Genomic DNA, 26,183 nt, shown 5'->3' with positions numbered 1-26,183 from the left:
CGAACCCAAAGCCGCTTGTTCATAAACGGGCTACTACAATTTTATTAACTGATCTACCTTAACTGGAAGTCCAGTAGCTATTGAACGATTTGCCGCAATCCCGGTCATAATAGACAACGCTCCGTCCACATGGGATGCCGCACGATTAAAGCGATCCTCCAGCGGACGTTCAAAAATATCACGCAGCATCACAGGATCTCCGCCTCCGTGCCCCCCAACTCCTTCTTCAATCTCCACTTCATAAGGTGCTGCGAAATGAGGGAAGACCGTGATCCGCTTGTCTTTTAACGCCCCTTCATCTTCCTTATTTCCTCCGGCATTTACATAAGACTGTTCGACGACCTTTACTTCCATCCGCCCCTTCGTTCCATTAAATACTACAATGAAACCCTCCCAAGGCAGATAAGCATTAAGTGAATAATTCATAATCGTCTTATTTTTGTATTTGACCATAACCGCCATCGTATCCTCAATGCTGATATTATCACCGAACACACTTTGGTCACGCAGGTAGCCATCCTCATGCTCCGTATCCAGATACATCTGCTTTAACTGCTCATTATCTTTAAGATGCAGGGCAAACGGATCGTTTTCCGCCGCACTGCTACCATGAGCACGCTGATAAAACTCAGTCACCCCGCGCTTCTCCGCGTTTTCTCTGCCATAAAATCTTAGATCACCCATCGCATAAACCGTATCTGGGCGCGAACCCAGCCAGAAATTCATCAAATCGAAATGATGTGTGGATTTATGAACCAACAGACCTCCGCTGTTCCGTTTATCACGATGCCATCTGCGGAAGTAATCCGCCCCATGCTGCGTATTTAGCAGCCACTCGAAGTTGACGGAAAGTACTTCTCCAATCGCGCCGTCCATAATGAGTTCACGGATTTTGGTGTTGTGTGGGGCATAGCGGTAATTGAAGGTCACACGCAGCTTTTTCCCAGTCCGCTCAATCGCTTCAAGAATTTCCTGACATTTCTCTTCATCCACTGTCATCGGTTTCTCCGAAATAACATCGCAGCCAAGCTCCATCGCCCGGATAATGTAACGATGATGCGTGCGGTCAATACTCGTGACAATAACCGTGTCAGGTTTGGTTTCCTCAATCATACGGTCAAACTCCTGAGCTTTATAGGTAGGAACCGCTTGATATTTATATTTTTCCTCCAGCAAACGGTTCGCATAATCCATTCTTGCTCCATTCACATCACAAAAGCCTACAATCTCAGAGGTTTCACGATAATTCGTGGTGATCTCACCATAAAAAAACTCCGCTCGGCCGCCGGTTCCTACGAAAGCATATTTCTTGTTGGACATCAGGATCACTCCATCACTTATTGATTTAAAAGCGTTTTCTTCTTATAGTGTATAGTATAAAATATATCTTAATCTAAGCGATTATTAGCAGAAATAACAAAAAATTTGCATATATTATCCTCATTATCAGAAAGGAGCAGATTTAGCATGGAACAGGAGCCTCAGCCTCCTTTTATAATTGAGCAAATAAAAAGAGCCGGTCCATTCAGCATGGATTCCGACCATTATCACGATACTTATGAAATTTATTATTTACTCGCCGGGGAACGCAGTTATTACATTAACAATCTGATCTACACCTTGCGTAAAGGTGATCTGATTTTTATTAACAAGAACGAGCTCCATCGTACCACCTCTAAAGGCTCTGCAAGCCATGAACGGATCTTAATTAACTTTGAGGAAAGCTTTCTGCAAAAGACATTGGCGCACTTCGAGCTAGATTTTCCATTTATGTCTACACAAAGCTTGCTTTTGCGGCCCGGAGCACATGAACAGGGGGCCATTGAATATCTTCTTTTCAGCATGCTAAAAGAACAAACAGAACCACGGACACAGCAAATCCCCTATCTGCAGACGCTGCTCATCCAACTATTTATTGAAATGAACAGAATACAGGAAATAAGCCGCGAGCCCATTGCCCCTGAGAGCAGTGAGAAGCAGCTAAAAGTCTACGAAATTATCGATTTTTTACAAACACATTATGCTGAAAAGCTTACATTGGAGCGGCTATCTGAGACTTTTTTCATCAGCAGCACCTATCTCTGCCGTGTGTTCAAGCAGACAACTGGCTTCACCATCGTAGAATATCTAAACTATATTCGGATCAAGGAAGCCCAACGTCTCTTGCAGAGCACCAACGCTAAAGTTACGAACATCGCCGAGGATACCGGCTTTGACAGCATCGCCCACTTCGGGCGTGTGTTTAAACAAATCGTTAAACGTTCGCCTTTGCAATATCGCAAGCAAAACCGCTGATCCACAGCTAGAAATCACAACCAGTTCTCTTTGTAGCCGCTCCGTCGATCAAAAGTACCTTATGTGAACTGCCATGGGCATGGGGGCATCTGGGACGGGAGCATCGGGAGCATCGGGGGCATCAGGGGCATCAGGAGCATCAGGAGCATCAGGAGCATCAGGAGCATCAGGAGCATCGGGAGCACCGGGAGTATCTGAGCAACAACAATATCCCGTCACTAGATTACCTTTTCGCGCGAACAAAGTTCATGAGGCTATCGGACCCAGTGGACCTTATTCGCAGCATAATCGCTATTTTGGGATTTTATCGGACCCCATAGTCGCTATTGGCATAAAAAGCTACCTATATTAGCCGTTTTCGAAGCAATAACGTCACTGGAGTCCGAAAATGGCCCCAAAAGGCGATAAATCTGCAAATAACGTCATCTGAGTCCGCATAACTTTGTCTAGCAGGAGTAATCGGCGGTTTCGGGGGGCCGGGGTTTCGGGGGTTTAAGCAGCACTGTAACGCATAACAAAGAGCAGCGATCCCCACTAATGGAGTATCGCTGCTCCGCTGTAATTTTGTGATTAATACGGTCGTCTCATTCCTCATCATGCCATTCATTTTGCTTCGTCATGTGATTTCATTTCCAAATCTCGTACGAGCCTGTGAACCTCAATTCCGGCCAGCAGCACGATGCCAATCCCATGTGTATCGTTTAATTGCCAGGTCAATTCATCTTTATAATACAGTTTGTTAAACGAATAACCCGAACCGCGGCAGACACCGTAAACATTGCCTTGTTTGTCAATACAATAACGGGTTAAACCACTCCAGCCGTTGATTGCAGAGGTTACGTATGACTCTGGTTCCAGCAGCCAACCGCAGCGTACGCCTCTAGCAAAAGCGTAAATAAACATAGAGGTACAAGAAGCCTCCGCGTAGGACTTAGGGTCCGTCAACACTTGATGCCATAGGCCCCGCTCATCTTGCAGCTTAAGATAGCCTTTACTAAGCTCGCGGAAATAATCAAGCAAATCAGCTCGCAACGGATGTTGCTCAGGCATAACTTCAAGCAGCTCAGTCAGCGAGAAAATCACCCAACCATTACCTCTGCCCCAAGGCACGCCATTGGGTTTATTAAACTTATAATCATACACATGATGCATAATGCCAAGCTCCGGCTGGAACAGCCGCTCCTTGTAATGTAAAAACTGCACCGCCGCATCATCAAGATAAGCCGCATTTCCGGTCATTTCATAATATTTGCTTAGAAATGGCGTGCTCATATACAGATCATCACACCACATCGTCTGCTGCATAAAATCAACTGTGCCACTGGTCCGATACAAAGCTCCGTCAGGCAGCCTGCTCTGCACTTTAGTAATGTAATTGGCAATTTCAGCAGCAGCTTCCGGTGCGCCCTGTAGTGAACGAAGCTTATGTGCTTCCAGCATCGTTGCCCCGAAGGATCCGCAGTCGTCCAGCGAATCCATCAGCGCCAGCTGATGATTGATGCCCGGAGCGCCATAACGTCCAAGGTCCCATAAGGCATATTTATGGAGCCCTGTACATTGCTCAATATGGTGTTGTGCATATTCGGCATAATGGGGGGCCTTAAGCTCTACTCCTGTTCTCAGCAATCCGTACAGGGTTACGCCTAGAGGGTAATTCCAGCGCCCAAACATAACACTCTCCAAATAAGGCCTAACCCAGCTATTCGGTTGGTCCACACGCCAAAAGGTTACTTCATCCGCTTCCCCAAATAAAGTATCCATAGAGGTCAGTTCTAAGACTTTCGTCGCTGCCTCCTTGGTGAACAATCCAAGGTACAACCATGGATCAGTTAATCCTTCAACGGGATATGGTTGCACGAGACTACTCTGAACACCACCAGACCGTACGTCCAGTTCAAATCCCCAATTCCCCTCTCCACAGATGGACTCCACGACGAGATCATGTAGTCCATAACCAAGCTCCAGTTGGATATCAAGCATACCTTTCACGTTCTGATGCTCAGCTACAAGTTTCCCATTCACATAGATAGAGATTTCAGCCATTCCACGATAGCTACCATGCAGACGAATGTCGTCTTTCTGTAGGCTGTTAACTTCCAGCTTACACCAAGCATACGCCTTGGCTCCCAGCATTTCCCCAAATATGCGTGAACAGTTGCCAGTTGCCTGTTCCTGTGGCGACCATTGCTGTGTCGGAAACCAAACGCAGCGAGCTGTCATTTGCTCTTCAGTGAATTCAGCTTCCAGCCAAGCTGCCCAAGATGTCTGCTGGGGTCCACTATAAATCCAACCTTCACAACCGCTTAACTGCGCCGTTGGAGTAAGAAAGTGTACTGGTGCACCTTTGACACTGCCCGTTCCAAAAACCCCTCCGCAACCTGTACCTGTTGCAACATACTCCAGTACCAGATGGTTCCAGCCTTTATCCATGCCCGCCCGAAAAAACGTCCTTCTGTCCGGAAACACATCATCATTTAGATTGGAGCTAAACACCAGCCGTCCATTTATGTAAACCTTAACTGGACTATAGCAACTAACTGAGAAAGGGGCATCTACCTCATTGTCACTCCACAGCTTTCCCCACACATATACGAATTGTCCTGCCGCTAGCTCCGGCAGTCGTTCTTCCAGATTCATATCGTAACGGCAGTCGCGGAGCCGGTTGAAACCACTCTGCGAATGTACCCGGTACACCGGAGGCTGCGGGGGATAGGCACCGATAAAACGGCTGGCCACTGCGGCCAGTACATTTTCGATTTTGCCCCCATTATATTTGGCAATACAATCAGGATCAGGAAAGTATTCTGGAATATAAGTACTCACTAAGCGTATCCTCCTTCACACCGTTATTTCTCCACCGGGATACAGCGTCGAGTTGTACAATCTTTTAGGCTGAGGTAACGATTTCTCAGAGGCACAGGTACTAATATCTATCCACTCGCTTGAATATACCGTTGCGGACTCATCATTATAAATTACAACCTGTTCCCTGCCACATCCCAGAAGATCGCCGTGAACGGCATAACCTTCCTCCTTGAATTCAGCTACAACCCGCATATGTCCATCGTACAAAGCAGGATATACTCCGCCTCCCCGGCGGTACGCAAGAATATAATCCGGAGAACCCGCTTGCCAGTTGCTCACGGCTTCAACTATAGTCAGCCAACCGTCGCTTGTACGTTCTTCTTTCCACAGTTCCTTGCCATTACAGTCTAGAAGAAACAACGCATCCTTGCCCTTCAGCTCTTTGCCGTCATCTTCGCGGATCATTCGGTCCAGCCCGGCAACCTGAAGGCCAGGCAGTTCAGGCCGGAATCGGCCTAACGCCAGATGCTGTGACTCGATGGAGCCATCATAACGCCAAAGCTCTTGTCCGTCCCGGTCATACATCACCGTTACGCTTCCGCCGACAACCAGTTCAGGATAGCCATCTCCATTCACATCGCCAACCCAAATACAGTCCGCATGGTCATCAAGATCATGGCAGCTCCATAATAAATCACCTTTAGAATCAAGCAGATCATAACCTGCCATCACTTGATCCTGTCCATTTCCATGAAGATCGTGAACCCACGGATAATGTCCTACATTGCCTTTATGCGTCCATAATAAATTGAAATCCTGATCCATGGCCCACAGTTGATGATAACGGTCCTTCAGAATGATGTCGGAAGCATGTTCTTGCCCTGTTAGATTGGCGATGATAATGCAATCATGTGCATGTTCTGCCGGTAAGTCGTATATGGATTTAACCGTTCCTGTTGAACCTTCAAGAATATGAAACCGTCCATCCATTACACATAATACTTCCAGCGCCCCATCACCATCTAAATCATAAATTTGCGCTGGATAGTCCGAGCCTTGGCTGCCAGCGTCAGGATCGGGTGTGCCCACCTGCCACAGCAGCTTGCCACCCATATCAAAAGCAGTCAGGCATTGCACCTGATGGGGAATATAACGTACATCCTGGCGATTATCCGGCTGAACCAGCAGCATTTCCGCACGTCCATCCCCATTCAGATCGCCAATAAGCATTTTGCAGCGTGGACCGGCAGCGGAAATATCTACTTTTGCCAGCTGATAGACTAATTGTGTGTCCTTCGTTTTCATTAGAATCCTCCTGTCTTCTCTCTTCGATTAGATCTCCGGGAAACGGACGGTTTGTCCGCCTGCTACTTCTATAATCAAACCGTCGATTTCCAGCCAGACAGATAGCGCTCCCGGATTATATACAAAATCCCGAGCAGCGGAGAAAATAAGGGCTTCACAAGCCTTCATATAATGAACGAGTTCAATATTTGTCGCGTACCAGATTTCCTCTAGTCCTCCCACTGCTTCACAGAAGCTTTCCATCAGCTCCCAGTTATTATCGTTATCAAATTCATAACTATGGCCCCACACATACATCAGATATAAATACTGCCGTTTATGCAGCTTCACGAACTGCTCCGCATGCTCCAGCAAATGATCATTATGATGGCAAGTCCCCCGCCATTCCAGCCAATCCTCCGGCAGCCCAAAGCCGCCGCCAGTGGTCTGTACCACACGGGCATATTCCATGCCTAAATGAGGCAAAAACTTCTTTATCTCCTTGTTAAAGGAACCGTTAGGATAAGACATTCCCCGTATCGGCACCTGGAGCAGCGTCTCAAAACACTTTCGATCCTCCATAATCTCATGGATGATTTGCTCCTGCGGACAACGGGCCATCGTCGGATGGTGTTGCGTATGAACAGATACCTCATGTCCCTGGTACAGCTCAGTTATTTCATCTGCCGTAATACGATCACCTTCACCCAGCAGGCCAGAATTGAGATGAAATGTTCCTCTAATCCCATGGCGGTTAAATAGTCCTACCAATCTTTCGTCAGCCCGTCTGCCGTCATCATAGCTCATTGTAAGCGCCTTATGTCTGCCCTCAGGGTAACAATAATAAATAATAGACATCAATCTGAAGCCTCCTTCGCATTACTGTCCAAAAACCGTCAGATTTGAGTATTCAGCCATCAGGGGTGCCATCTGTCGGAACCCAATTTTCCCACCTGTCAGTAGCGACCCATAGGTTTCACCATCATCTATCCATGTAAAAACCGGCAGTTCATTGATTGCAAAAGACAGCATAGGACCACGCTTCACCACTAACATCCGGTAGGGCTCAGTCATGTCGCTGACGTCCGGAAGCGGATCAGCTGCCTGCGCAACCAGATGAAAACCATAGCTTTTACGCAAATTACAGGTATGAAATTCACGTTCTTCCACCCAACGCCTGCGAAAATACGAGATATGATACGTATCTATCTGCCCGTGATGGTATTGATCATATTCACCCGTACGGCGAGCAAGCGTGGAATCAAATAAATCCTTCCCACCCTCTCCTTTGGCCGCGATAAACAAAATCGCCAACCCCGGCTCACGCAATGGGCGGAAATTCCAAGATACGGCGAGGTCTGCCGGGAACTCTTCTGGACACCAGAGAACGACATTTGCTTGTTGTCCGGCCTCGGCATGGATAGTACTCTCCAGTCTCATTCGCTGCAAAGGGAAGGAAACCGCTCCCGCTCCCTCCATCTGGAATCCAGCGATATCACTAGTTGAAGCGAGGGGATTATGGTAGATTGGTTTCCATGCTTCAGGGATCAAACCACCTATACCCGTGTCCTGCATCGGCCTAGCCATAAAACATTCCTCCCCACAATGAAGCCTTTAATTCGCGCGTTCCGGTAAAGCACTACCGATTAATTCCAAGGCAATGATCGTATTTAAAGACCACTGCGAGGCTTCATTTGTATTCATCCAATCGATCTCATTTAACTCAGTCATATAAGTGACCCGATCAGCTTCCTCCTGTAGATTCACACAACCAAACGGATTCTCTAACAAAATCGACCAGCACCGCTCTGCCGTCGCTGGATCCTTGCGGTAATATGCTCCATATGCAGCAATGGCTACGCTGAGTACAGGATGCTCAAAACGGAGTTTTCCTGAAATCAACCCTCCTGTAAATGCGTCCTTCTCTTCTTGTGGCAAATTATAAAATACGCCGAACTCAGCCAGCATATCTTCCCAGTCCGGGTCCTCCAGCATTGCCGCCAGCTCGAACCACACCTGCGGACCTCCCATGCTAATCGCTAAATGACGCCCCCAGTTATCGTCGCCCATTCCTGACAATAGGCCAGTTGCCGGATCATAACCATATGTGGGACCAGATAATAGCCGTAAATTTGCCCTTTTGATGCAATCCATGCCTGTTATAATCTTGTCACGATAAGCGATATCCTCGAACCGCTCCCAGCGGGTCATCCAATTAGAGCTAAAGGCTGCCCAGTCCGGACCCACCCTAACATGAGTCGGGAATTCATCCTTCGGAAAATACGCCCGCATCGGGTCCAGAGTAACTGTTGAATAATCAGCATCCTTTACACTGTCCATAATATCGCCGACCCGCTCGTCTCCGGTCAGATAATAATAGTAGCGATGCAGACCCGCCATGGCGATACGAGCCTCTTTGCAGCCGCAGCCCCAGTGGATGACATTATGCCGCGAGCCTAGTCCGGCGTATTCGCCAAAATGATATACATCTACCTCACTCGTATGCCTGGTCATAGCTTCGGCCATACGGAACACATCCGCTCTCCCGGACCGGAGAAACGTTACCCACAACCACATATTTGGCACCAGCTCGGAATTCTGCCAGGCGCAGCCGCCAAGATCATAGTTCCATACATGTCTGACCGGATCGTAGCTGTGCATGAAATCTCCATAGTCCCAGAATCCATACCATTTGCGCTGCTCGATCTCTTCCTGGTAAAAGGAGATGATCCCGTCCAGCCGCTCTTCCAGATATGCCTTGGCTGGCGTGCTCCGATCAGGCAAACTCCAGAAACCAAAAGCACCCGCTTCATGATAATAAGTTGGTTCGCAAACCAGCAATGAAGGTTCTTCAGCTTCTGCCTGCATCCGCTGCAACAATTCAGGCCCGGGAGTCTGCGCCGTACACCAGAATGTTAGCTCGCTAGTATTAGCGATACCAAATGGAGTGGCCCGTAATTCTTCTGCACCTTCATACGAGGATTCCACATGTGTTTTCGTATCATAATGCCGCAAGTCCATAGCTGCCGCATCAGGTGACCAGAACCAGACAGTAAGCGCTGCCGCGTCAGTGGCAATGGAACCAATCTCCATTCCTGCCGGATGCTTACGCCAGAAATTCTTCATCCCGATTGCTAGCCCTCCGCCCTCTGCCCCAACATAACCAAGCCCACCTGCCCGGCGGCCTTCTGCTGCCTTGATCCAAGCGCAGCCATCCTCTGTCCGTTTCCAGATCCCATAATGCTCGGAAGAATCTTGAACCAGCCGAAAGCTGCCCCAAGTGGCGGAGTCATCCAATAAACTAAGGAAATAGGCATCCTCTTCTGGATTAAATTTCACAGCACATCCTGCTACCTGATCGAGGAATAAATCACGGTACTTACCTTTGGTTCGCCGTGTATGCAACGTCTTAGGAGACTCGCTAAACAAGCCGCTATCTCCGGCAAAACGAACATGGCGGTTGTAAAGAGGTCCACGCATCGGCACTGTGAATTCTATTCCCAATCCTTTAATAAAATCCTGCTGTGGATTACCGTCATAATGAAACGTATGAACTAATCGAATAGACTCCAGCCCAGCATAAAAATATAAACGTAACGTATAGGGAAGCCACTCACGAGCACTGTGCGAAGCTTGGTGAAGTCCATCTAGCTTCACCACTGCGCGAACAGGTCCGCCCTGTTCAAGGATGGCACTTAACGTTCGTCCTGCGAATCGCTCCTCACGTATGCTCAGGGTGCCAGCACCCTCATCTCTCTGTTCACGTATACATACAAGCTCGCCATTACTGCATACTTCGGTTCCTTCCGTGTCCGCCGGATTTCTGCGCACAATACTGCGGATAAGACCCTTCCCCTGCTTGTTAACCGTGCAAATAATAACACCTGTATCTATAATGAAAGCTTCCTCTGTTTCCTGCACAGTGAGTCGCTCAGTCACTTCCGTAGCTGGAGTCGCTTGATTTATTGTCATTGTCGCTAATGAATCCTGCTGAACATCCGAATTTTTGTTTACTACCGAGTGCGTGGACCATTTGATGCTCCCGTCTGGCCAAAAAGCTGCTGGCCAGCTTTGCAGCGGCACATGCTTTTCGTTCTTCGGCATACTTAAGCAGAGATTCTTTAACGCTTCCCTGTCGAGCGCTCCTTTTTTCCAAGGAACCCCCCAGGTAACACCCACATCAATAGCGGGCTTTTTTAGCCAATGCAGGCCAATCGGCAGAGCCGTAGGCACAACAACCATCTCCTTCATACGTTCTTCGCCGCACGTCCTCTTTACTTTTAAAGAGCTTCATTATTATGGCTTAGCTCTCTATAGCGGCTTGGGGTTATTCCCTCTTGTTTCTTAAAAATCCGGTTAAAATAGCTATGCTGATAACCCACCTGTTCAGCTACATCGTTAATTCGCAGCGAGGTATCACGCAGCAGCTCCTTGGCTTTATCAAGCCGTAATTCGGTCAGATAATCGATGAAATTTTTCCCGGTGACCCGTTTGAATGATTTACTCAGTAAAAATGGGCTGATCCCTGTATAATCCGCACATCCATCCAGCGAAATATTATCCATATAATGCTCATTGATATACATCATGGCATGCTCAATCGTCCGTTTGATTCCGGCATCAGAACGCTCACTCAGCTCCGTCAGATACGGTGCGACTACCTTTTCCTGAAACCAGGCAAGGATAAGCTTCGGCTCATGAATTTGCGACAGTGCCGCGTACAGATTAGCCCCTTTGAACAGTTGGTTTGGATGAATGCCTGAGACCATAATGGCGTGCTGAATACTGCCTAACAAATGAAGCATGCCCTGCTGCACATCAATCACTTTTGCCCCATTGGCACACAGTGCCTCCAGAAATTCCTCCAACAGCCGGTAAGCCTCTTCCGCTTCTCCTGTGCGCAGGGCCTGAATCATTCCGCGCTCCAAAGTGAACGAATATTGCGGTTCTGGCGTACTTTGCCCCTCACGATCCAGTAGCTCCATATTAATAATCTGGTTCTCACCACCAAACTGGCGATAACTAGCGGCTTGCTTCGCAGCCTCGAACGCTAGCGGAATACCGGATATCCTTCCAACCGGTGCACTAAACGCCACTGTTACCCTCATTTTTAACATGCGATTAATCGTTCCTGTCAGTTCTTCGCTAAAGGCTTGCACCGCTTCCAGCGATGGATTCGCAACGGGTTCGATAAGAAGTAATCCTGCCGTGAGATCATGGAAATTGATAATATCAGCCTGCTTAAAGTGCTCGGCAGACAATTCTCCGATAATATTGACGGCGGCGAATGATACAAGACTTTCATCACCGTTGCGGAACTTCCCCTCCTGGCTGGAGATGCCTGTAAGCTGAATATAAAGAATAATATAATGACAATCCTCTACTTCCCACTTAAAGCGCCGCATCCGGCTTTGCAGATCCTGCTCAGAATAAGAATATAAATACCCCTGAAACAGCTGATGCAGAAAGCTTTCTTTCACATGTGGAAGCTGCTCGGAAAGAGTGTACTTCAGGGCATGGCTCTCCCCGTGCAAGTTCTGCCAATGCCGTTCAATCAGAATGAACTCATCCTCCCTACTCGCAGCCGCCGCTTGGTCAGGCAACAAAGTCTGCAGCAAACGTCCTATCGGTGAATAGATCTTACGGGAAGCAAACCAAGACAGAATCGCCGCCAGCAGCAAAGCACTAAAGCTAACTAAAAATATCAGTCTTGAAATGAAGACGACAGGTGAAGTTATGCTGGTTATCGGTGAAGCGGACACATAGAGCCAGTCTGCGGAGAGTCGGGAAAACTCACCATAAGTCACTGCATATGTAGCCTTACCCCAGTCGAAGAGAAAAGAGGACTCAAGATTTGACTCATGGTTCGCGCCCCGTTCCACAATCTCATTATGCAATGCGGTAAGTAAGGGAGAATCCTCGGCACTGTCTCCAGCAGATACGTACAAATCCCCCGTCGTCTGCAGCAAAAATGTCTCGCCGCTATTATAAGGTGTCATAGTTCGTAGCATCGCAGCTACTTTCTCCGTATCCATGCGGAGCAAAAGAGCCCCGAAGGGCTTCAAGCTTCCGCCCGGAATATGATGGACAAGCGTTAATTCTTTGACATTTGGTTTATTGGGATCGAATGCCCACTGCGTCCAATAGGTGCTTTGTTCAGTATCAATCAATTTGTCATATTGACCAGAAACCATGCTGGAGTCAATCGTGCCATATTCGGGATTAAATAGTAATGGATGATCTCCTGATAGATAGAGTTCAACGTTACTCGTCATCGTGTTCGAGCCCTGCATCACTACGAGTGTCTTCGTAATATCCCAAGCCCGCTCATGATCCTGAATAAAATCAAGGCCATTCAAGCTGTAATCAAACTTGGGATCAAAAGCCCAATGTGCCAGCATCAGCTCCAGATTGGACAGCTGATCATCAATATTAGCCGCCCGCTGTTCAATCTGCCTGTTATGCATCTGCAGCAGCTCGCTCTCCAGACGTCCCCCTGCCATCCAGTAGACAAGCGCACCAATAATAAACCCCGGAATGGATGACACCACCAGCATAATGATCAGGTTTTTCCGATAATACCGGCCTTTACAGCCTGACCAGCCTTTTGTATAACGCTTCCATTTCGCCACATTTCTCATCACTATGCTCTCACCAGCCGAATCGGATAAATTTGAAGTGCAATCGAACCACATTCGTTTTGCTCCTCAGATCCTTTCCAGCCGGATAAAAGCACTAGGAAGGATCTATTGGTCAGCCTTAGCGTATAATTCGTTCATTTCCTTTACTAAATCATCTCCACCTGTTTTTCTCCATACGTCAAATGCGGATTTCAATTCAGCTTCATCAATTTGTCCTACAATATACTTTATGCGTGCATCATTAATTACATTGTCGAGTTGAGCACCCTTTTGCGAATATACTGTGGAAATAAAGGCCTCTGCCGGATTAACCACGATCGAAGCTTCATTTGCCTTTTGAACTTCAGTTTGTTTAAGACGCAGCGGCGTTTGTGCTACAGTCTTGGACTTATCCTCAGGAATATAGGCCAATATTTGGTTTAGACCTTCCACTTCTGACTCCACAAGTACAGTGTCTTTGGAGCGTTCAATAAAACCATCCACCATAGTGTAGTGAGTACCTTCCAAACCAAAACCTAACATCGTTTGTAATTCCGGATTATTGATTTGATCTAGAAAAGCCAGTACCCGTTTCAGTTCTTCTTCGCTCTTCACAGATGATTTTGGAATAGCCAGCATGCCCGAGAAACCAGAGGTCGGCAATGTGTGTAGCTTGCCATCCGTACCTGTTACGCCCCCGCTTACATCTACATAATGTTTATCCGGTTCGTCTTTGCCTTCTTTTTCTAGCGCAGCGTGAATTTTATCATCCACCCGGGCGCCTGTATCGACCACATCGACGATTACTCCTGCCTTATTGTTCACGATCGGATCTGTCCATTTGGCACTGTCCATTACAGCAAAGTCGGAGTTGATCAATTTCTCATCATACAGCTTCTTCATGAACTTAAGCGCTTCCAAATATTCTGGATATTCATGCTCAGGCACCAGCTTGCCATCTTGCACGCCCCATTTATTCGGTGTTCCAAACCATAACTTAATGGTATCAAAACCGCTGGCCCACTGGCCGCTCCATTTGACAAGCACCATGCCATACGTATCCTCTTTACCATTGCCGTCTGGATCTTTTTCCTTGAACGCTTTCAGCATATTGTAGAAATCATCCACCGTCTGCGGTGTTTGCAACCCCACCTTCTCCAGCCAATCCTTGCGGAAAACCATACCGTTACGGCCGAGTACACGCCCCCGATAGATCCCGTAATTCTTCCCATCAATGGCCGAGTTTTTCAGAATAACCGGGTTCGCTTGGCTTAAATTCGGATAATCCTTAAGGTAAGGCCCTACTTCCCAGAATGCACCCGATTTGGCAGCGTTCACAAAACTAGAAGCCTTAACATCCCCCACGTAGATAATGGTCGGCAGCTTCCCAGAAGCTAGCGTAATATTAAATTTATCTGCATAAGATGCATTCGGGACCCACTCAAAGTGGATTTTTGTATTGGTCTGTTTCTCCAGTTCAGCAGCAACCGGACTGCCATCCTTCGGATAATTTGTTTTGAATATCGGCAGCATGAGGGTCAGATCCAGCGGGGACTCGCTTTTCTCTTCTCCAGTATTACTACTTCCCTCACTTTTGCTGTTAGAACCTGCAGATTCATTACCTGAGCAACCTGCAACAACAGTTGTAACCATCATAGCCACAAGTAAAAGTAACAACCAGCGCTTCTTTTTTACCGAACGATTAGCTTCCATTATTATACCTCCAAATTGGAATAAGTTAAGTTTGTTATCCTTTAACAGAACCCAGCATCACCCCTTTAGCGAAATGTTTTTGCAGAAATGGGTACACACATAAAATTGGTAGAGTACCTACTACAATAACCGCCATTTTAATCGACTGCTCCGGTGGCTGCACAAAGCTTGGATCCATAGAACTCATATCGCCAGCCGCAGATTGGGATAACATTACGATCTGTCGCAGCATCACCTGCAAAGGCCATTTTGTCGGATCCGTAATATAGAGCAGTGCCGAGAAGAAATTGTTCCAATGTCCCACAGCATAGAACAACGTAAATGTAGCGAGAACCGGTTTGGATAAAGGAAGGACTATCTTCCACAACAAGCCCAGCTCAGAACAACCATCAATACGCGCCGCTTCTTCCATTTCTATAGGCAGCTCCTGAAAAAAGTTTTTGACAATAATCAGGTTAAAGGCGCTAATTGCTCCCGGTAAAATAAGAGAATTGAGCGTATCCAGCAGATGCAGCTCCCGAATGACGAGATAGGTTGGAATCATTCCTCCACCAAACAGCATCGTAAAAATAACAAGGTTGAGTACCAAATTACGGCCCATCAGATATCGTTTTGCCATCGGATAAGCCATAGTTACCGTGAAGAATAAATTAACGACAGTTCCGATTACCGTAACATAAATAGAAACCCCTATACTGCGCATAATCGTATCTGTTGAAAAGATAAATCGGTAGGCGTCAAAAGAAATCGTGGTCGGGATCAGGAATACGGCACGTTTAGTAATTTCCGCATCTGTAGCGAAGGAGCCCGAAACCACAAAGAGGAAAGGGAGAATCGCTACGATTCCGATAATCCCTAAAAATATATAATTGAATATATCAAATGCAGTTCCACCCGTACTCTTGTATTGTTTGGCCACGGCAAGCTTCTCCCTTCTCAATAAAGTCCAGATTCACCAAATTTTTTGGCGATCCAATTCGTTCCGAGCACAAGCGTCACACCGATTATTGATTTAAATAATCCAACAGCCGTGCTGTAACTAAAAGCTCCCTGGGTAATCCCCAGTGCGTATACATAGGTATCGAACACCTCACCTACTTCACGATTAAGAGCATTCATCATTAAATAAATTTGTTCAAAACCGTTATCCAAAATCGTTCCCATCCGAAGAATAAGTAAAATAACGATTGTACTGCGGATAGCAGGCAACGTAATATGCCAAATCTGCCGCCACCGGTTCGCACCATCTACTACCGCAGCCTCATATTGCTCCACATCTACACCGGCCAGCGCTGCCAGGAATATAATCGTCCCCCAACCGCACTCCTTCCAGATCGTCTGGAGAATAATCAATGGACGGAACCAGTCAGGATTAGCTAGAAAGTCTATTTTCCTGCCTGTAAACGTATACAAAAACTCATTTACAGTCCCGCCTTCCGTAGTTAAAAATACATAGCTCATACTGGCCACAATGACCATGGATATAAAGTGCGGAACATAAATCATCGTTTGTATCGTCTTTTTATAGAAGGAAAGCCGTATTTCGTTTAGAAGCAGTGCCAGAATAATCGGCGCCGGAAAAAAGAAAATCAAATTATAAAACGATAACAATAACGTATTGCGCAGCAGCATAAAGAAATCAGGATTCTGGAAAAAAACACGAAAATGCTCAAAACCTACCCATTCACTTTTCTGAAAACCAAGGAACGGCTGGTAATTCTTAAAAGCCAGCAGCACGCCCCACATCGGAACATATTTGAAAACAAGAAAATAAAGGACTCCAGGGAGCAGCAGAATATATAACCATTTATCACGTTTAAAACGTTTCCATCTTCTTACCCGGATATTTCGATAGGTCTGCGGCTTTGGCTGTTGTTCTGCAGTTCCCGGAACTGTTACGTGCTTCATCCTGTTCACCTCCATTTGTCATGTACAGCTCGCGATTACTGTAGCCATGGATTACTGCAATCACCCTTACTGCGACTCCTATTATGCTGCTAGTGATTTTTTCCAGCAATCGGACTTTTTTGAACGCTTTATATAAGCTAAAAATCCCATTTTATCTAAAAAGTCCAAACCGCGCAAAAGTTTACTATTGTCCGTAAGACATTAAGCACCTATGATTCCAAGTGATGATTTCCAGCAAATGTTTGCCTTAAAGGAGGAACTGAATTGAAGAACAAGCTATACTACGGTGCTGCTTGGTATCCCGAGCTATGGAGTGAAGAGGTGCTTAAGCAGGACATCCTTCTAATGAAAGAAACGGGGATTAATATCGTACGAATCGGAGAATTCATTTGGTCTGCTTTGGAGCCAGAAGAAGATAAGATTGATATCGGCCCCGTCGTGAAATATATCGAAAGGTTACATAGAAACGGAATTGACACAGTAATGTGTACGCCGACACCGACACCCCCCATCTGGCTTACTCATGGACATCCTGAGCGCTGTTATGTGGATGAAAGCGGAACGGTAATGGGACATGGAGCACGGCAGCATATCTGTACGAACAATCCTTATTTTCGTGAGCGGGCAGCCATTATTACGGAGCATATTGCCAAGGAGACCGGAGCACTGCCGGGGTTAACCGCCTGGCAGCTTGATAACGAATTCAAAGCGCATGTGGCGGAGTGTATGTGTGAGACCTGTAAAGGCTTATGGCATATCTGGTTGCAGCAGCGCTACAGCTCCATTGAAAGGTTGAATGAGGCATGGGGAACAGCCGTCTGGAGCCAAACTTATCAACGTTTTGATCAGGTGCCACAGCCAGGACCCGCACCTTTCCTCCACAATTCATCCCTGCGGACGATGTACCGCTTATTTTCAATGGAAAAGATCGCTGAATTCGCCGATGAACAGGCTGATATTATCCGCCGCCACTCCACTGCGCCAATTACCCACAACAGCAGTGTCGCTTTTCATCTAGATAATGAGCGGCTATTTCAAAATCTCGACTTTGCTGCCTACGACACCTATGCCTCACAGGAAAATATGCATGCTTATCTGCTTAACTGTGATCTGTGGCGAAATTTCAAGCCGGGAAAAGATTTCTGGATAATGGAGACCGGACCCTCGTTTGCCGCATCTTTAGTCAGTTTTGGTGTGCCCCATCCGAATGGATATCTGAAAGCAGAAGCAGTTGCCGCCTATGCGCTGGGTGCAGGTGCATTTTGCTATTGGCTCTGGCGCCAGCATACTTCCGGAAGTGAACAAACACATAGCTCGATCCTTAGTGCCTGGGGAGAACCAGCTCTAGGGTACGTTAATGTGCTGGAGGCCAATCAAGCACGGCGGGAAATTGAACAAATTATGCTCTCCACCCGGCCCCTTCGGGCAGATGTTGCGATCACCTATTCGGACAGAACCAAAGCTTATCTCGCAACTGAACCTCATCGGAAGCTAAATTATCGTAGTCTGCTGGGCGATTTCTACAAAAGAATTCTTCATATGGGCATTCACAGGGATCTGCTGCCCGAAGGCGGAGACTTAACCGGATACAAGCTGTTATTCACTCCATTCGTACATTATTTGTCCCCCGAGTATGTGCAAAGTGCCCTGGCCTTCACAGCAGCTGGCGGGATTTGGATTGTCGGTCCTCTTACCGGAGGACGAACGAAGGAGCATACCCTTCATACGAATGCCGGACTTGGGGAATTGGAGCGGTTAGCAGGCGTCAAAACTAAGTTTACCTATCCGCTGGAATCAACAGGCACGATTGGACACGCTTTTGGGGTATCTGCTCCCTTGTCCTTGTGGAGTTCTGTTTTTGAACCCGTTTCAGAGTCCGTTTCCAGTATCGGAATGGTTACGGAGGGGGTGACGCCGGGGTTGTCCTTCCTGACGGAGCAGCCTTACGGACAAGGTACTATTGTTATGCTGGGTTCAATGCCTGCCGGTGAAGAAGGCGACCTAATGTTATATAAACTCATTGATCATTATGCAGAACGTGCTGGTGTCACCCTACGCAGTAATGTCACTAAGGGAACCCTTGTCTGCCCTAGAAGCGATGACCAGGCTGCCGAAGTCTGGACCCTTGTAAATATGGATGGACACGGGGGAAGTCTCACACTCCCGCGGGACGGACATGATGTTCTCTCAGGCAAATCCGTGGCCTGCGGCCCCCTCTCCCTTGGTGCATATGAGTACCGAGTAATCCGGTTATAAATACTTATCCTTGCAGCATAAAAAGCCGCTAACTCCTTGGTCACCCAAGCGGTTAGCGGCTTCGTTTCCGTTATTTCAACTTTTTATAACGCCTTTTTTAAGAATAACGTTCCCATACAACGCTTCCTCACCTGTAACTATCACTGCATAACTTTGCTTAGAACGGTTATAGAAATCAAAACGTTCCTCCTGTTTAATCGTGGCTTCAGCATCATGTTTGGCGATGATAGTCTCGTATGTGGTCCAAATGACCGGCACAGTTGGATCTCCTGCAACCACTGCCATAAAAGCCACCTGTTGCTCTGCGTAATGATCCAGAGGTAACAACTCTAAGATGGCATCCAGCAGTTCGGGAATACCGATGCCATCATATCTCAGTACCCTCGGATTCAACGAATGTCCGGGATAATTCGCATCAGCCAATACAAGCTCATCCCCATGACCCATCTCCATCAGAATGCGTACCAGCTCCGGAGACAGCAGCTTAGGAATTCCTTTTAACATAAGGCACCTCTTTACTTCCCATAAAATGATCGCAACGCTACCAGCTCATCAATCCGATGCTGTGGCAATTCTCTCTCCCCGCCAATCATCCGGGTAATGAAGGTGAGCTTGGCGGTATACTCAAGCCGCTCCATATTCAGATATGCTTCCATAACATCTTCTCCCCAAGTAAGGGCTCCGTGATTCTCGAGCAGAACCGCAGTTTTTTTGCCCAGGAAAGGCATCAGTGAATCTGGAATTTCTTCCGTCGATGGTGTTCCATATTCCGCCAACGGAATATCTCCGATCATAATCACCGACTCTGGCATCATCATCTTGTCGAGCGCCTCACCTTTTATGGCAAATGCAGTAGCATACGGGGGATGTGCATGGACCACACCCTTCATCTCTGGCAGCTCATTATAAATTCTTAGATGCATTTTTGCTTCCGTTGAGGGTCTGTAGCCTTCAGCTGCTTCAAGGACTTCACCTTGCAGATTCACTTTTACAAGCATATGAGGCTCTAAATATCCCTTACTCACCGCTCTGGGGGTAGTCAGAATTACATTCTCTGATAAGCGAGCAGAAATATTCCCATCATTAGCCGCGATAAAATCTTTATTAAACAGGTTTCTCCCGATATCACAAATCTGCAAACGTAATTTTTGTTCCAAGGTATCCATAGGGTTTCTCTCCTCGTATCCTATTTTTCACAAACCTTCACCAAAGAAGGCTGATATGTCTTAAAGGCAAAAGATCTTTCCACTACCTGCTTGCCCCCGGAGATTTCCAGTTCCCCTAGGGCAGCCAGTTGAATAATTATATTGCCAATTGCACTGGCTTCCACAGGCCCCGCTACAACTTTTCTCCCCGTAATATTAGCAGTAAGCTGACAGAGCAGTTCATTCTGAATCCCACCACCGACCATATGAATGATATTGATTTTTTTGCCGGTGATCTCTTCCATTTCGTCAATCGTATGGCGATAGGACTCTGCTAAGCTCTCAAGTATGACGCGTATAATCTCAGCTTTCGTATAAGGGGCTTGCTGGCCTGTTCGTTCGCAATATTCTCTAATCCGTTGGGTCATCACACCGGGTGTACTGAACAGCTCGTCATTCGGATCAATAATTGCTGGAGCATGATTTATGGTTTCGGCTAGCTCAACCATTTGGCCTTGGCTGACGTATTTTCCCGCTTCGGCCCAATTCCTTTGCAGCTCCTGCAAAATCCATAGTCCCGTTATATTTTTGAGCAAACGATTAGATTGGCCGTAACACTGCTCATTTGTGAATCCGTATTCATAGCTTTTCTCTGTAATGACAGCTTTAGGCGTCTCCATGCCCACTAACGACCATGTACCACAGCTAATAAATGCTGCATCTTCCTTTAGAGAATAAGGAATAGAAGCTACTGCTGAAGCCGTATCATGAGAAGCACCCGCAATTACCTCCGTTGAACCTACGCTAAGCTCCTCTTGAATTACCGGAAGGATAGAACCAATAACCGTTCCCGCTTGAACCCGTTGTGGCACTATACCAACCGGGATATTAAGCCTGCTGAATACTTCAGTGGAGACTTCACCAGATACAGCGTCCATTAAGCCACTTGTACTCCAAATCGTGCTTTCTGCTGCCGCGATACCAGAGAATAAATAGTGGAACAGGTCTGGCATCATTAAAATAGTATCTGCAACCTCTAGCAGAGAATCGTTATCCTGAAAATCAGCAAACAGCTGATAAACCGTATTAATCAAGCTCGGTTGAATACCTGTAATGCTAAATTGCTCCCTTGGTGGAAGCAGCGCCTCCAACCCTAGACGATGACTTCTCATTCTCCTATCCCTATAATGATGGGGGGAATAGAGCAACATCCCTCTTTTATCAATAAAACCGTAATCGACTCCCCACGTATCCACGCTTAGAGACCTCAATTTTCCATGCGCCCTATAAGCTCTCTGGATTCCTTTTTTCATTTCGTGGAAGAGCTTCAAAACATCCCAATACAAATGCCCGCCAACATACACCGGCGTATTAGCAAACCGATGAATTTCTTCTATGCGAAGGGTGTTACCGTCATACAATCCCAACATCACTCTTCCGGAACTGGCGCCAAGATCCATAGCCAGAAGCTTAATCGTATCACCCATTTCAAGCACACCTGCTCCACAAGAAGATTTTAATATAGCGGTCCGAAATTCTGACAGGCTCTGTAATCTGCTCCTTCCAGATTCTCCGTCCCAAATAACGACCACACCCGTGGTCTGAAAATACATGATTCCTCAACGTTATGCATACTTACTGGAATGCGTAAAATCGACGCCAGCGTAATCAGATCCGCCCCGATATGGCCATAACTGATCGCCCCATGATTCGCGCCCCAATTATTCATGACATCATATACCGATTGGAATGAACCACTGTTAGTTAGCTTAGGAGCGAACCAGGTCGTCGGCCATGTCGGATCTGTTCTTTGATCCAAAGTATGATGAACCTCTTCAGGCAGCTCTACGGTGTAACCTTCAACAAGCTGAAGAACAGGTCCAAGCCCCTTCACCAGGTTCAAACGAGCCATAGTAACCGGCATTCCGCCTTGGGTTAAATAATCGGTAGAGAAGCCGCCTCCCCGGAAATATTCTTGAGAAGCTGGCCGGAATTGTGTATTGCTTAGACAAGCCTCAGCCTCTTCGTCTGTAATCTCCCAAAAAGGTTTGATTGCAGGCTTACCCTCTATCCTTTGCTCACCTGTACCATCAAGCGCTGCCGAACCAGAGTTGATCAGATGCAGTATTCCGTGAGCTGCTTCTCCTTCCAATTGATGACCCGTCACTCGCTTCACAGCATCGGGACTCCAGAAGGTTCGGACATCCGCAAAGATTTGTGCTGTATTCGTAAGCAAATAATTGAACAGCATCGTTACCCCATTCAAGCTGTCATTCTCTGTCGCTACGAGATAAGGTGCACGTTTGCCGTTCCAGTCAAAAGAAGAATTCAACATCGTCTCCATGAAATCGCCGTTAGGGAAATGGTCCGTCCATTGTCTCTGGCCTTGGAAACCGCCAACAATTGCATTGTGGCCGTTAGCTTCCTCTTCAAAACCAAGCTCAGCGAGAACCGGATTGCCGATCATCAGGTCGCGGGCGATCAATGTCATTTTCACACAGGTCTCCCACTGCTTCTCTTTCTCTTCTGCACTGATTTGCAGATGCGGCGGATTATTATCGGCGCCAACTTGGCAGTTTTCTTTAGTCCACGCTAGCGCACGCTTAAATTCCTCTTTATCATAAATCTCTTCTTCAAAGCGCCGGACATATTCAGACATATCTATATATTCATTGCGCATGCCCAGATACTCTTGGAAAAACTGTTCATTCACAATGGAACCCGCAATCCCCATCGAAACAGAACCCATAGATAAATATGATTTCCCCTTCATTTGAGCAACTGCTAAGCCTGCTCTAGCAAACTGCAGCAATTTAGACTGCACATCCGCTGGAATCTCTTCACTGCTAGACTCTTGAACATCTTCACCATAGATACCAAACGCAGGAATTCCCTTTTGAGCATACGCCGAGAGAACAGCAGCTAGATACACAGCACCCGGCCGTTCCGTTCCGTTAAATCCCCACACGGCATGCGGAATGGATGGATCCATATCCATTGTCTCTGAGCCATAACACCAGCAAGGCGTCACGGTGATCGACACCCCTACGTTAGCCCCGGAGAATTTCTGAGCCGCAGCAGCAGCTTCTTTAACTCCACCGATCGTAGAATCGGCGATGATGCACTCTACAGGACTCCCATTCGGATACCTTAAATTCGCTTCAATAAACTTAGCCACCCGCTGAGCCATGCCCATCGTTTGCTCTTCCAGTGATTCACGAACGCCTCTTCTTCTGCCATCAATGGTTGGGCGGATACCAATTTTCGGATAGTTTTCTATCAATGCCGTTCCTCCTCAAGATCATCTTAGAGTCATCGTTAATAGATCTATTTCTCCTTCATCATAAAATCTGCAAGCGCTTTAGTCAACACAAAACAACATATTACCTAAACAAAAGTGTGGTTTTATGTGATATAATTATTATATATTGTGGTTTTATGTGAATATGTAATTATTTTTAGATTTAAACAACAATGTAGTACACTAGAAAGCAGACGATTTATATATAAAGGTGAGTGAACGAATGAAAGCATTTGAACGACGGGATCTAATTATTAAAGAGCTTTACAGACAGAAGAAGGTCCATGTCGCAGAGCTAGCGCAAAAATTCAACGTCTCGGAAGAGACCATTCGGCGGGATCTAGATAAACTGGACAAAGAAGGCCTTGCCAAAAAAAATTATGGTGGAGCCATTCTCAACGCCCATACCAATGAAGATCCTTCCTACATCAGCAGACATCAGGTCAATATTGAAGCAAAGCGAATCATAGCCGATAATGTACTGCAATTAATCAATGATGGAGACAGCTTAGTGACAGATACGAGCTCAACGGTGTTTGAAGCCTTGCGTAGAATTATTGAGGAGAAAAACAATCTGACAATTATTACGAACTCTCTGGTGGTATTATCCGAATTTCAACACTCCGGTCAAAAGCTGATTTCCACAGGTGGAATTTTAGGTCCCGAGACCAGCTCCTTTGTTGGAAATACCGCTTCACAGACGATTCGAAAATATAATGTGGATGTAGCTATATTCAGCTGTAAAGCATTGTCCATGACAGGCGGGCTAAGTGATTCAAATGAAGAAGAAAGTGAACTGAAGGTGCTTATGCAGCAGCAGGCAAATAAAGTGGTTCTGCTCGTAGATCACTCCAAATTTGACCGGACTGCGTTCATTAAGTTGTTCAGCTTTGATAGAGTGGATTATATTGTTACAGATCAGAAGCCTTCTGAGGAATGGACCGATTTCTTAAATAATTACCATGTATCTCTTATCTATGCGCCCGCTGAGTGATCAGCAGGTGCATAGATAAAGAGAGATAATAACTTTATAACTTAGTTGTTTAAAAGACCACTTTCCAAGACGACCTTCAGCCATTCCCCAGCAATCAGATCATGCCCGGCAGTCGTCGGATGAACACCATCCCAAAGCCAGTAGGCTGCTTCTGCTCTCTCCACAGCTGCATTGAAAGCATCCTGTAAAGGTACATAGACCGTATCAAATTGCTCAGACAGCTGCTTAACCACTCCCTGATAATGTGTAATCTTCGCTTCCCATTCTGCCCACTGTTCAGCTGGAGCTCCGGTATTTAAAATAAAAGGCTCACATAAAACCAGCTTCGTATGTGGCAGAACTTCACGTGTTTCTTCAAGTACATGACGGTAAGCGCGTTCAAAACGGTCCGTAACTCCACTTGGTTCCCCTTTCATCATTCTCCAAATATCGTTAACCCCAATCAATATACTAATGATGTCAGGCTGCAAGCTAATTGCATCTTCATTCCAGCGTGCATATAAATCGGAGATTCGATCTCCACTCACTCCGCGGTTATAGAATACCAGATTCTCTTCTGCCCGCTCATTCCCTAGCTTGCCACCGATGATATACGCATAGCTATGTCCAAGAATATGATTCGGGTCTTCATCACGACCCCGATTCCCATCCGTAATGGAGTCACCCTGAAATAAGATCACTTTTGATTTTTTAGTAGCTGGATTAGTCATTGAATCTTTCATCTCCTTGATTACTAGTATATTAATCATTCAACTTGAATGTCTCCTATAATACAAGTAAAGTTATCATATAGAATACAAGGAGGAAAGAGAAAAATGAAATATAGAAGACTAGGCAATTCAGGGCTCAAAATCAGTGAGATCGGACTAGGCAGTTGGCTTACATATGGAACAGCAGCAGAGCAAAAGGCAGCCGATGCTTGTATCAGCAAAGCTTTTGAATGCGGTATCAATTTCTTTGATACGGCTAATGCATATAACCGTGGTGAAGGCGAAAAAGCGATGGGTGCTGCTCTACGCTCCTATGAAAGATCATCTTATGTGCTAAGTACAAAGGTCTTTTTCCCCATGGGAGACGATGTTAATAACCGTGGTTTGTCCCGGAAGCATATTATGGAGCAATGTGAAGCCAGCCTCCGCCGCTTAGGCACCGATTATATTGATGTATATTTTTGTCATCGCTTTGATACAGAGACCCCTGTAGAGGAGACTCTACGCGCGCTGGATGATCTGACGGCTCAAGGTAAGATTCTCTACTCCGCTGTTAGCGAATGGAGCGCAGCCCAAATCTCCAATGCAGCTGGTATCAGCCGCAGACTGAACCTGCGTCCACTGATCTCGAATCAACCCATCTATAATATGTTCGAACGTTATATTGAAGATGAGGTCCTTGAAGTATCCCAGCGTGAGGGGCTGGGCCAAGTGGTCTTCTCTCCACTAGCGCAAGGAATTCTGACTGGCAAATATAAACCGGGGCAACAACCTCCAGCAGGAACCCGTGCAGCGGATAATTCAGTTAATGGTGTGATCTCCAGCTACCTCCGTGATGATGTGTTGTCTGTGGTTGGACAGCTGGATGAACTCGCTCACAGTTTAGACCTGAAGCTTTCGCAATTGGCATTGGCATGGATTCTACGCCAGCCTGGTGTAAGTTCAGCATTAATTGGTGCCAGTAAGCCAGAACAAGTTGCAGAGAACACCAAAGCTGTAGATGCGGTACTCTCCGCAGATACTTTACAGAAGATCGAGGAGATTCTTAAGCCGGTAGCTGATTTTGCTCCTGCCAGATAACCTTTTGCACAATTGCCATATAGTACACAAAAGAGGTTGTGCCAAAAGCCATCACCATGGCTTAGGTACATC

The 26,183-nt window shown here is 46.5% G+C and carries 19 protein-coding genes; 4 read left to right on the top strand and 15 right to left on the bottom strand.

All coding sequences use genetic code 11. The features are described 5' to 3' along the window. Nucleotides 1-33: 33 nt before the first annotated feature. The gene (locus NST25_RS07720) at nt 34-1,320 is read right to left on the bottom strand and encodes a Gfo/Idh/MocA family oxidoreductase (protein ID WP_340393724.1); all 1,287 of its coding nucleotides are present in this window, start codon (nt 1,318-1,320) and stop codon (nt 34-36) included. A gap of 147 nt (nt 1,321-1,467) precedes the next feature. Here NST25_RS07720 and NST25_RS07715 point away from each other — a divergent pair, with 147 nt between their 5' ends. Then, nucleotides 1,468-2,295: an AraC family transcriptional regulator gene (locus NST25_RS07715; protein WP_340393723.1), complete on the top strand. Its 828-nt coding sequence runs from the start codon at nt 1,468-1,470 to the stop codon at nt 2,293-2,295. 603 nt (nt 2,296-2,898) lie between these two features. Here NST25_RS07715 and NST25_RS07710 read toward each other — a convergent pair. The 9 genes from NST25_RS07710 to NST25_RS07670 are packed head-to-tail and all read right to left on the bottom strand — an operon-like array spanning nt 2,899 to nt 16,625. Beyond that, nucleotides 2,899-5,118, bottom strand: a complete 2,220-nt coding sequence (locus NST25_RS07710) for a glycoside hydrolase family 88 protein (protein WP_340393722.1) — start codon at nt 5,116-5,118, stop codon at nt 2,899-2,901. A 15-nt stretch (nt 5,119-5,133) separates the two neighbouring features. Further along, nucleotides 5,134-6,405, bottom strand: a complete 1,272-nt coding sequence (locus tag NST25_RS07705) for a hypothetical protein (protein WP_340393721.1) — start codon at nt 6,403-6,405, stop codon at nt 5,134-5,136. A gap of 27 nt (nt 6,406-6,432) precedes the next feature. Next, nucleotides 6,433-7,242 (bottom strand): polysaccharide deacetylase family protein, encoded by an 810-nt coding sequence (locus tag NST25_RS07700; protein WP_340393720.1) that lies wholly within the window; start codon nt 7,240-7,242, stop codon nt 6,433-6,435. Between the two features lie 21 nt (nt 7,243-7,263). Then, a complete protein-coding gene (locus NST25_RS07695) occupies nt 7,264-7,971 on the bottom strand; it encodes a DUF1961 family protein (protein WP_340393719.1) in 708 nt (235 codons plus the stop codon). A gap of 27 nt (nt 7,972-7,998) precedes the next feature. After that, nucleotides 7,999-10,626, bottom strand: a complete 2,628-nt coding sequence (locus NST25_RS07690; RefSeq protein ID WP_340394374.1) for a hypothetical protein — start codon at nt 10,624-10,626, stop codon at nt 7,999-8,001. 38 nt (nt 10,627-10,664) lie between these two features. Beyond that, the gene (locus tag NST25_RS07685) at nt 10,665-13,079 is read right to left on the bottom strand and encodes a helix-turn-helix domain-containing protein (RefSeq protein ID WP_081386502.1); all 2,415 of its coding nucleotides are present in this window, start codon (nt 13,077-13,079) and stop codon (nt 10,665-10,667) included. Between the two features lie 51 nt (nt 13,080-13,130). Next, nucleotides 13,131-14,717: an extracellular solute-binding protein gene (locus NST25_RS07680; RefSeq protein ID WP_076220261.1), complete on the bottom strand. Its 1,587-nt coding sequence runs from the start codon at nt 14,715-14,717 to the stop codon at nt 13,131-13,133. 34 nt (nt 14,718-14,751) lie between these two features. Beyond that, nucleotides 14,752-15,636, bottom strand: a complete 885-nt coding sequence (locus NST25_RS07675; protein ID WP_076130713.1) for a carbohydrate ABC transporter permease — start codon at nt 15,634-15,636, stop codon at nt 14,752-14,754. Between the two features lie 17 nt (nt 15,637-15,653). Beyond that, nucleotides 15,654-16,625: a sugar ABC transporter permease gene (locus tag NST25_RS07670; RefSeq protein WP_036675672.1), complete on the bottom strand. Its 972-nt coding sequence runs from the start codon at nt 16,623-16,625 to the stop codon at nt 15,654-15,656. 264 nt (nt 16,626-16,889) lie between these two features. Between NST25_RS07670 and NST25_RS07665 the strand changes: the two genes are divergently transcribed. Then, nucleotides 16,890-18,881, top strand: coding sequence for a beta-galactosidase (locus NST25_RS07665; RefSeq protein ID WP_340393717.1), 1,992 nt, complete (start codon nt 16,890-16,892; stop codon nt 18,879-18,881). 75 nt (nt 18,882-18,956) lie between these two features. Here NST25_RS07665 and fucU read toward each other — a convergent pair whose 3' ends face one another. The 4 genes from fucU to NST25_RS07645 are packed head-to-tail and all read right to left on the bottom strand — an operon-like array spanning nt 18,957 to nt 23,309. Continuing rightward, entirely contained in the window at nt 18,957-19,385 is a 429-nt protein-coding gene (gene fucU / locus NST25_RS07660; RefSeq protein WP_076185289.1) for an L-fucose mutarotase, read from the bottom strand. A gap of 11 nt (nt 19,386-19,396) precedes the next feature. Then, the gene (locus NST25_RS07655; RefSeq protein WP_038569477.1) at nt 19,397-20,047 is read right to left on the bottom strand and encodes a class II aldolase/adducin family protein; all 651 of its coding nucleotides are present in this window, start codon (nt 20,045-20,047) and stop codon (nt 19,397-19,399) included. A gap of 20 nt (nt 20,048-20,067) precedes the next feature. Beyond that, the gene (locus NST25_RS07650) at nt 20,068-21,513 is read right to left on the bottom strand and encodes a rhamnulokinase family protein (protein ID WP_340393715.1); all 1,446 of its coding nucleotides are present in this window, start codon (nt 21,511-21,513) and stop codon (nt 20,068-20,070) included. A gap of 29 nt (nt 21,514-21,542) precedes the next feature. Continuing rightward, the gene (locus NST25_RS07645) at nt 21,543-23,309 is read right to left on the bottom strand and encodes an L-fucose isomerase (RefSeq protein ID WP_340393714.1); all 1,767 of its coding nucleotides are present in this window, start codon (nt 23,307-23,309) and stop codon (nt 21,543-21,545) included. Nucleotides 23,310-23,550: 241 nt separating this feature from the next. Between NST25_RS07645 and NST25_RS07640 the strand changes: the two genes are divergently transcribed. Then, nucleotides 23,551-24,321: a DeoR/GlpR family DNA-binding transcription regulator gene (locus tag NST25_RS07640; RefSeq protein WP_076130709.1), complete on the top strand. Its 771-nt coding sequence runs from the start codon at nt 23,551-23,553 to the stop codon at nt 24,319-24,321. Between the two features lie 41 nt (nt 24,322-24,362). On the opposite strand, the gene NST25_RS07635 is transcribed toward NST25_RS07640, so the two are convergent. Continuing rightward, nucleotides 24,363-25,070: an SGNH/GDSL hydrolase family protein gene (locus NST25_RS07635; RefSeq protein WP_076220130.1), complete on the bottom strand. Its 708-nt coding sequence runs from the start codon at nt 25,068-25,070 to the stop codon at nt 24,363-24,365. A 66-nt stretch (nt 25,071-25,136) separates the two neighbouring features. Here NST25_RS07635 and NST25_RS07630 point away from each other — a divergent pair, with 66 nt between their 5' ends. Then, on the top strand, nt 25,137-26,111 hold the full coding sequence (locus NST25_RS07630; RefSeq protein ID WP_076130707.1) for an aldo/keto reductase family protein: 975 nt from the start codon (nt 25,137-25,139) through the stop codon (nt 26,109-26,111). Nucleotides 26,112-26,183: the final 72 nt, after the last annotated feature.

Source organism: Paenibacillus sp. FSL E2-0190, from assembly GCF_037992965.1.
GTDB classification, from domain to species: Bacteria; Bacillota; Bacilli; order Paenibacillales; family Paenibacillaceae; genus Paenibacillus_AQ; species Paenibacillus_AQ odorifer.
The sequence above is the reverse complement of the archived record's forward strand: the minus strand, read 5'-3'. Positions and strand labels throughout refer to the sequence as shown.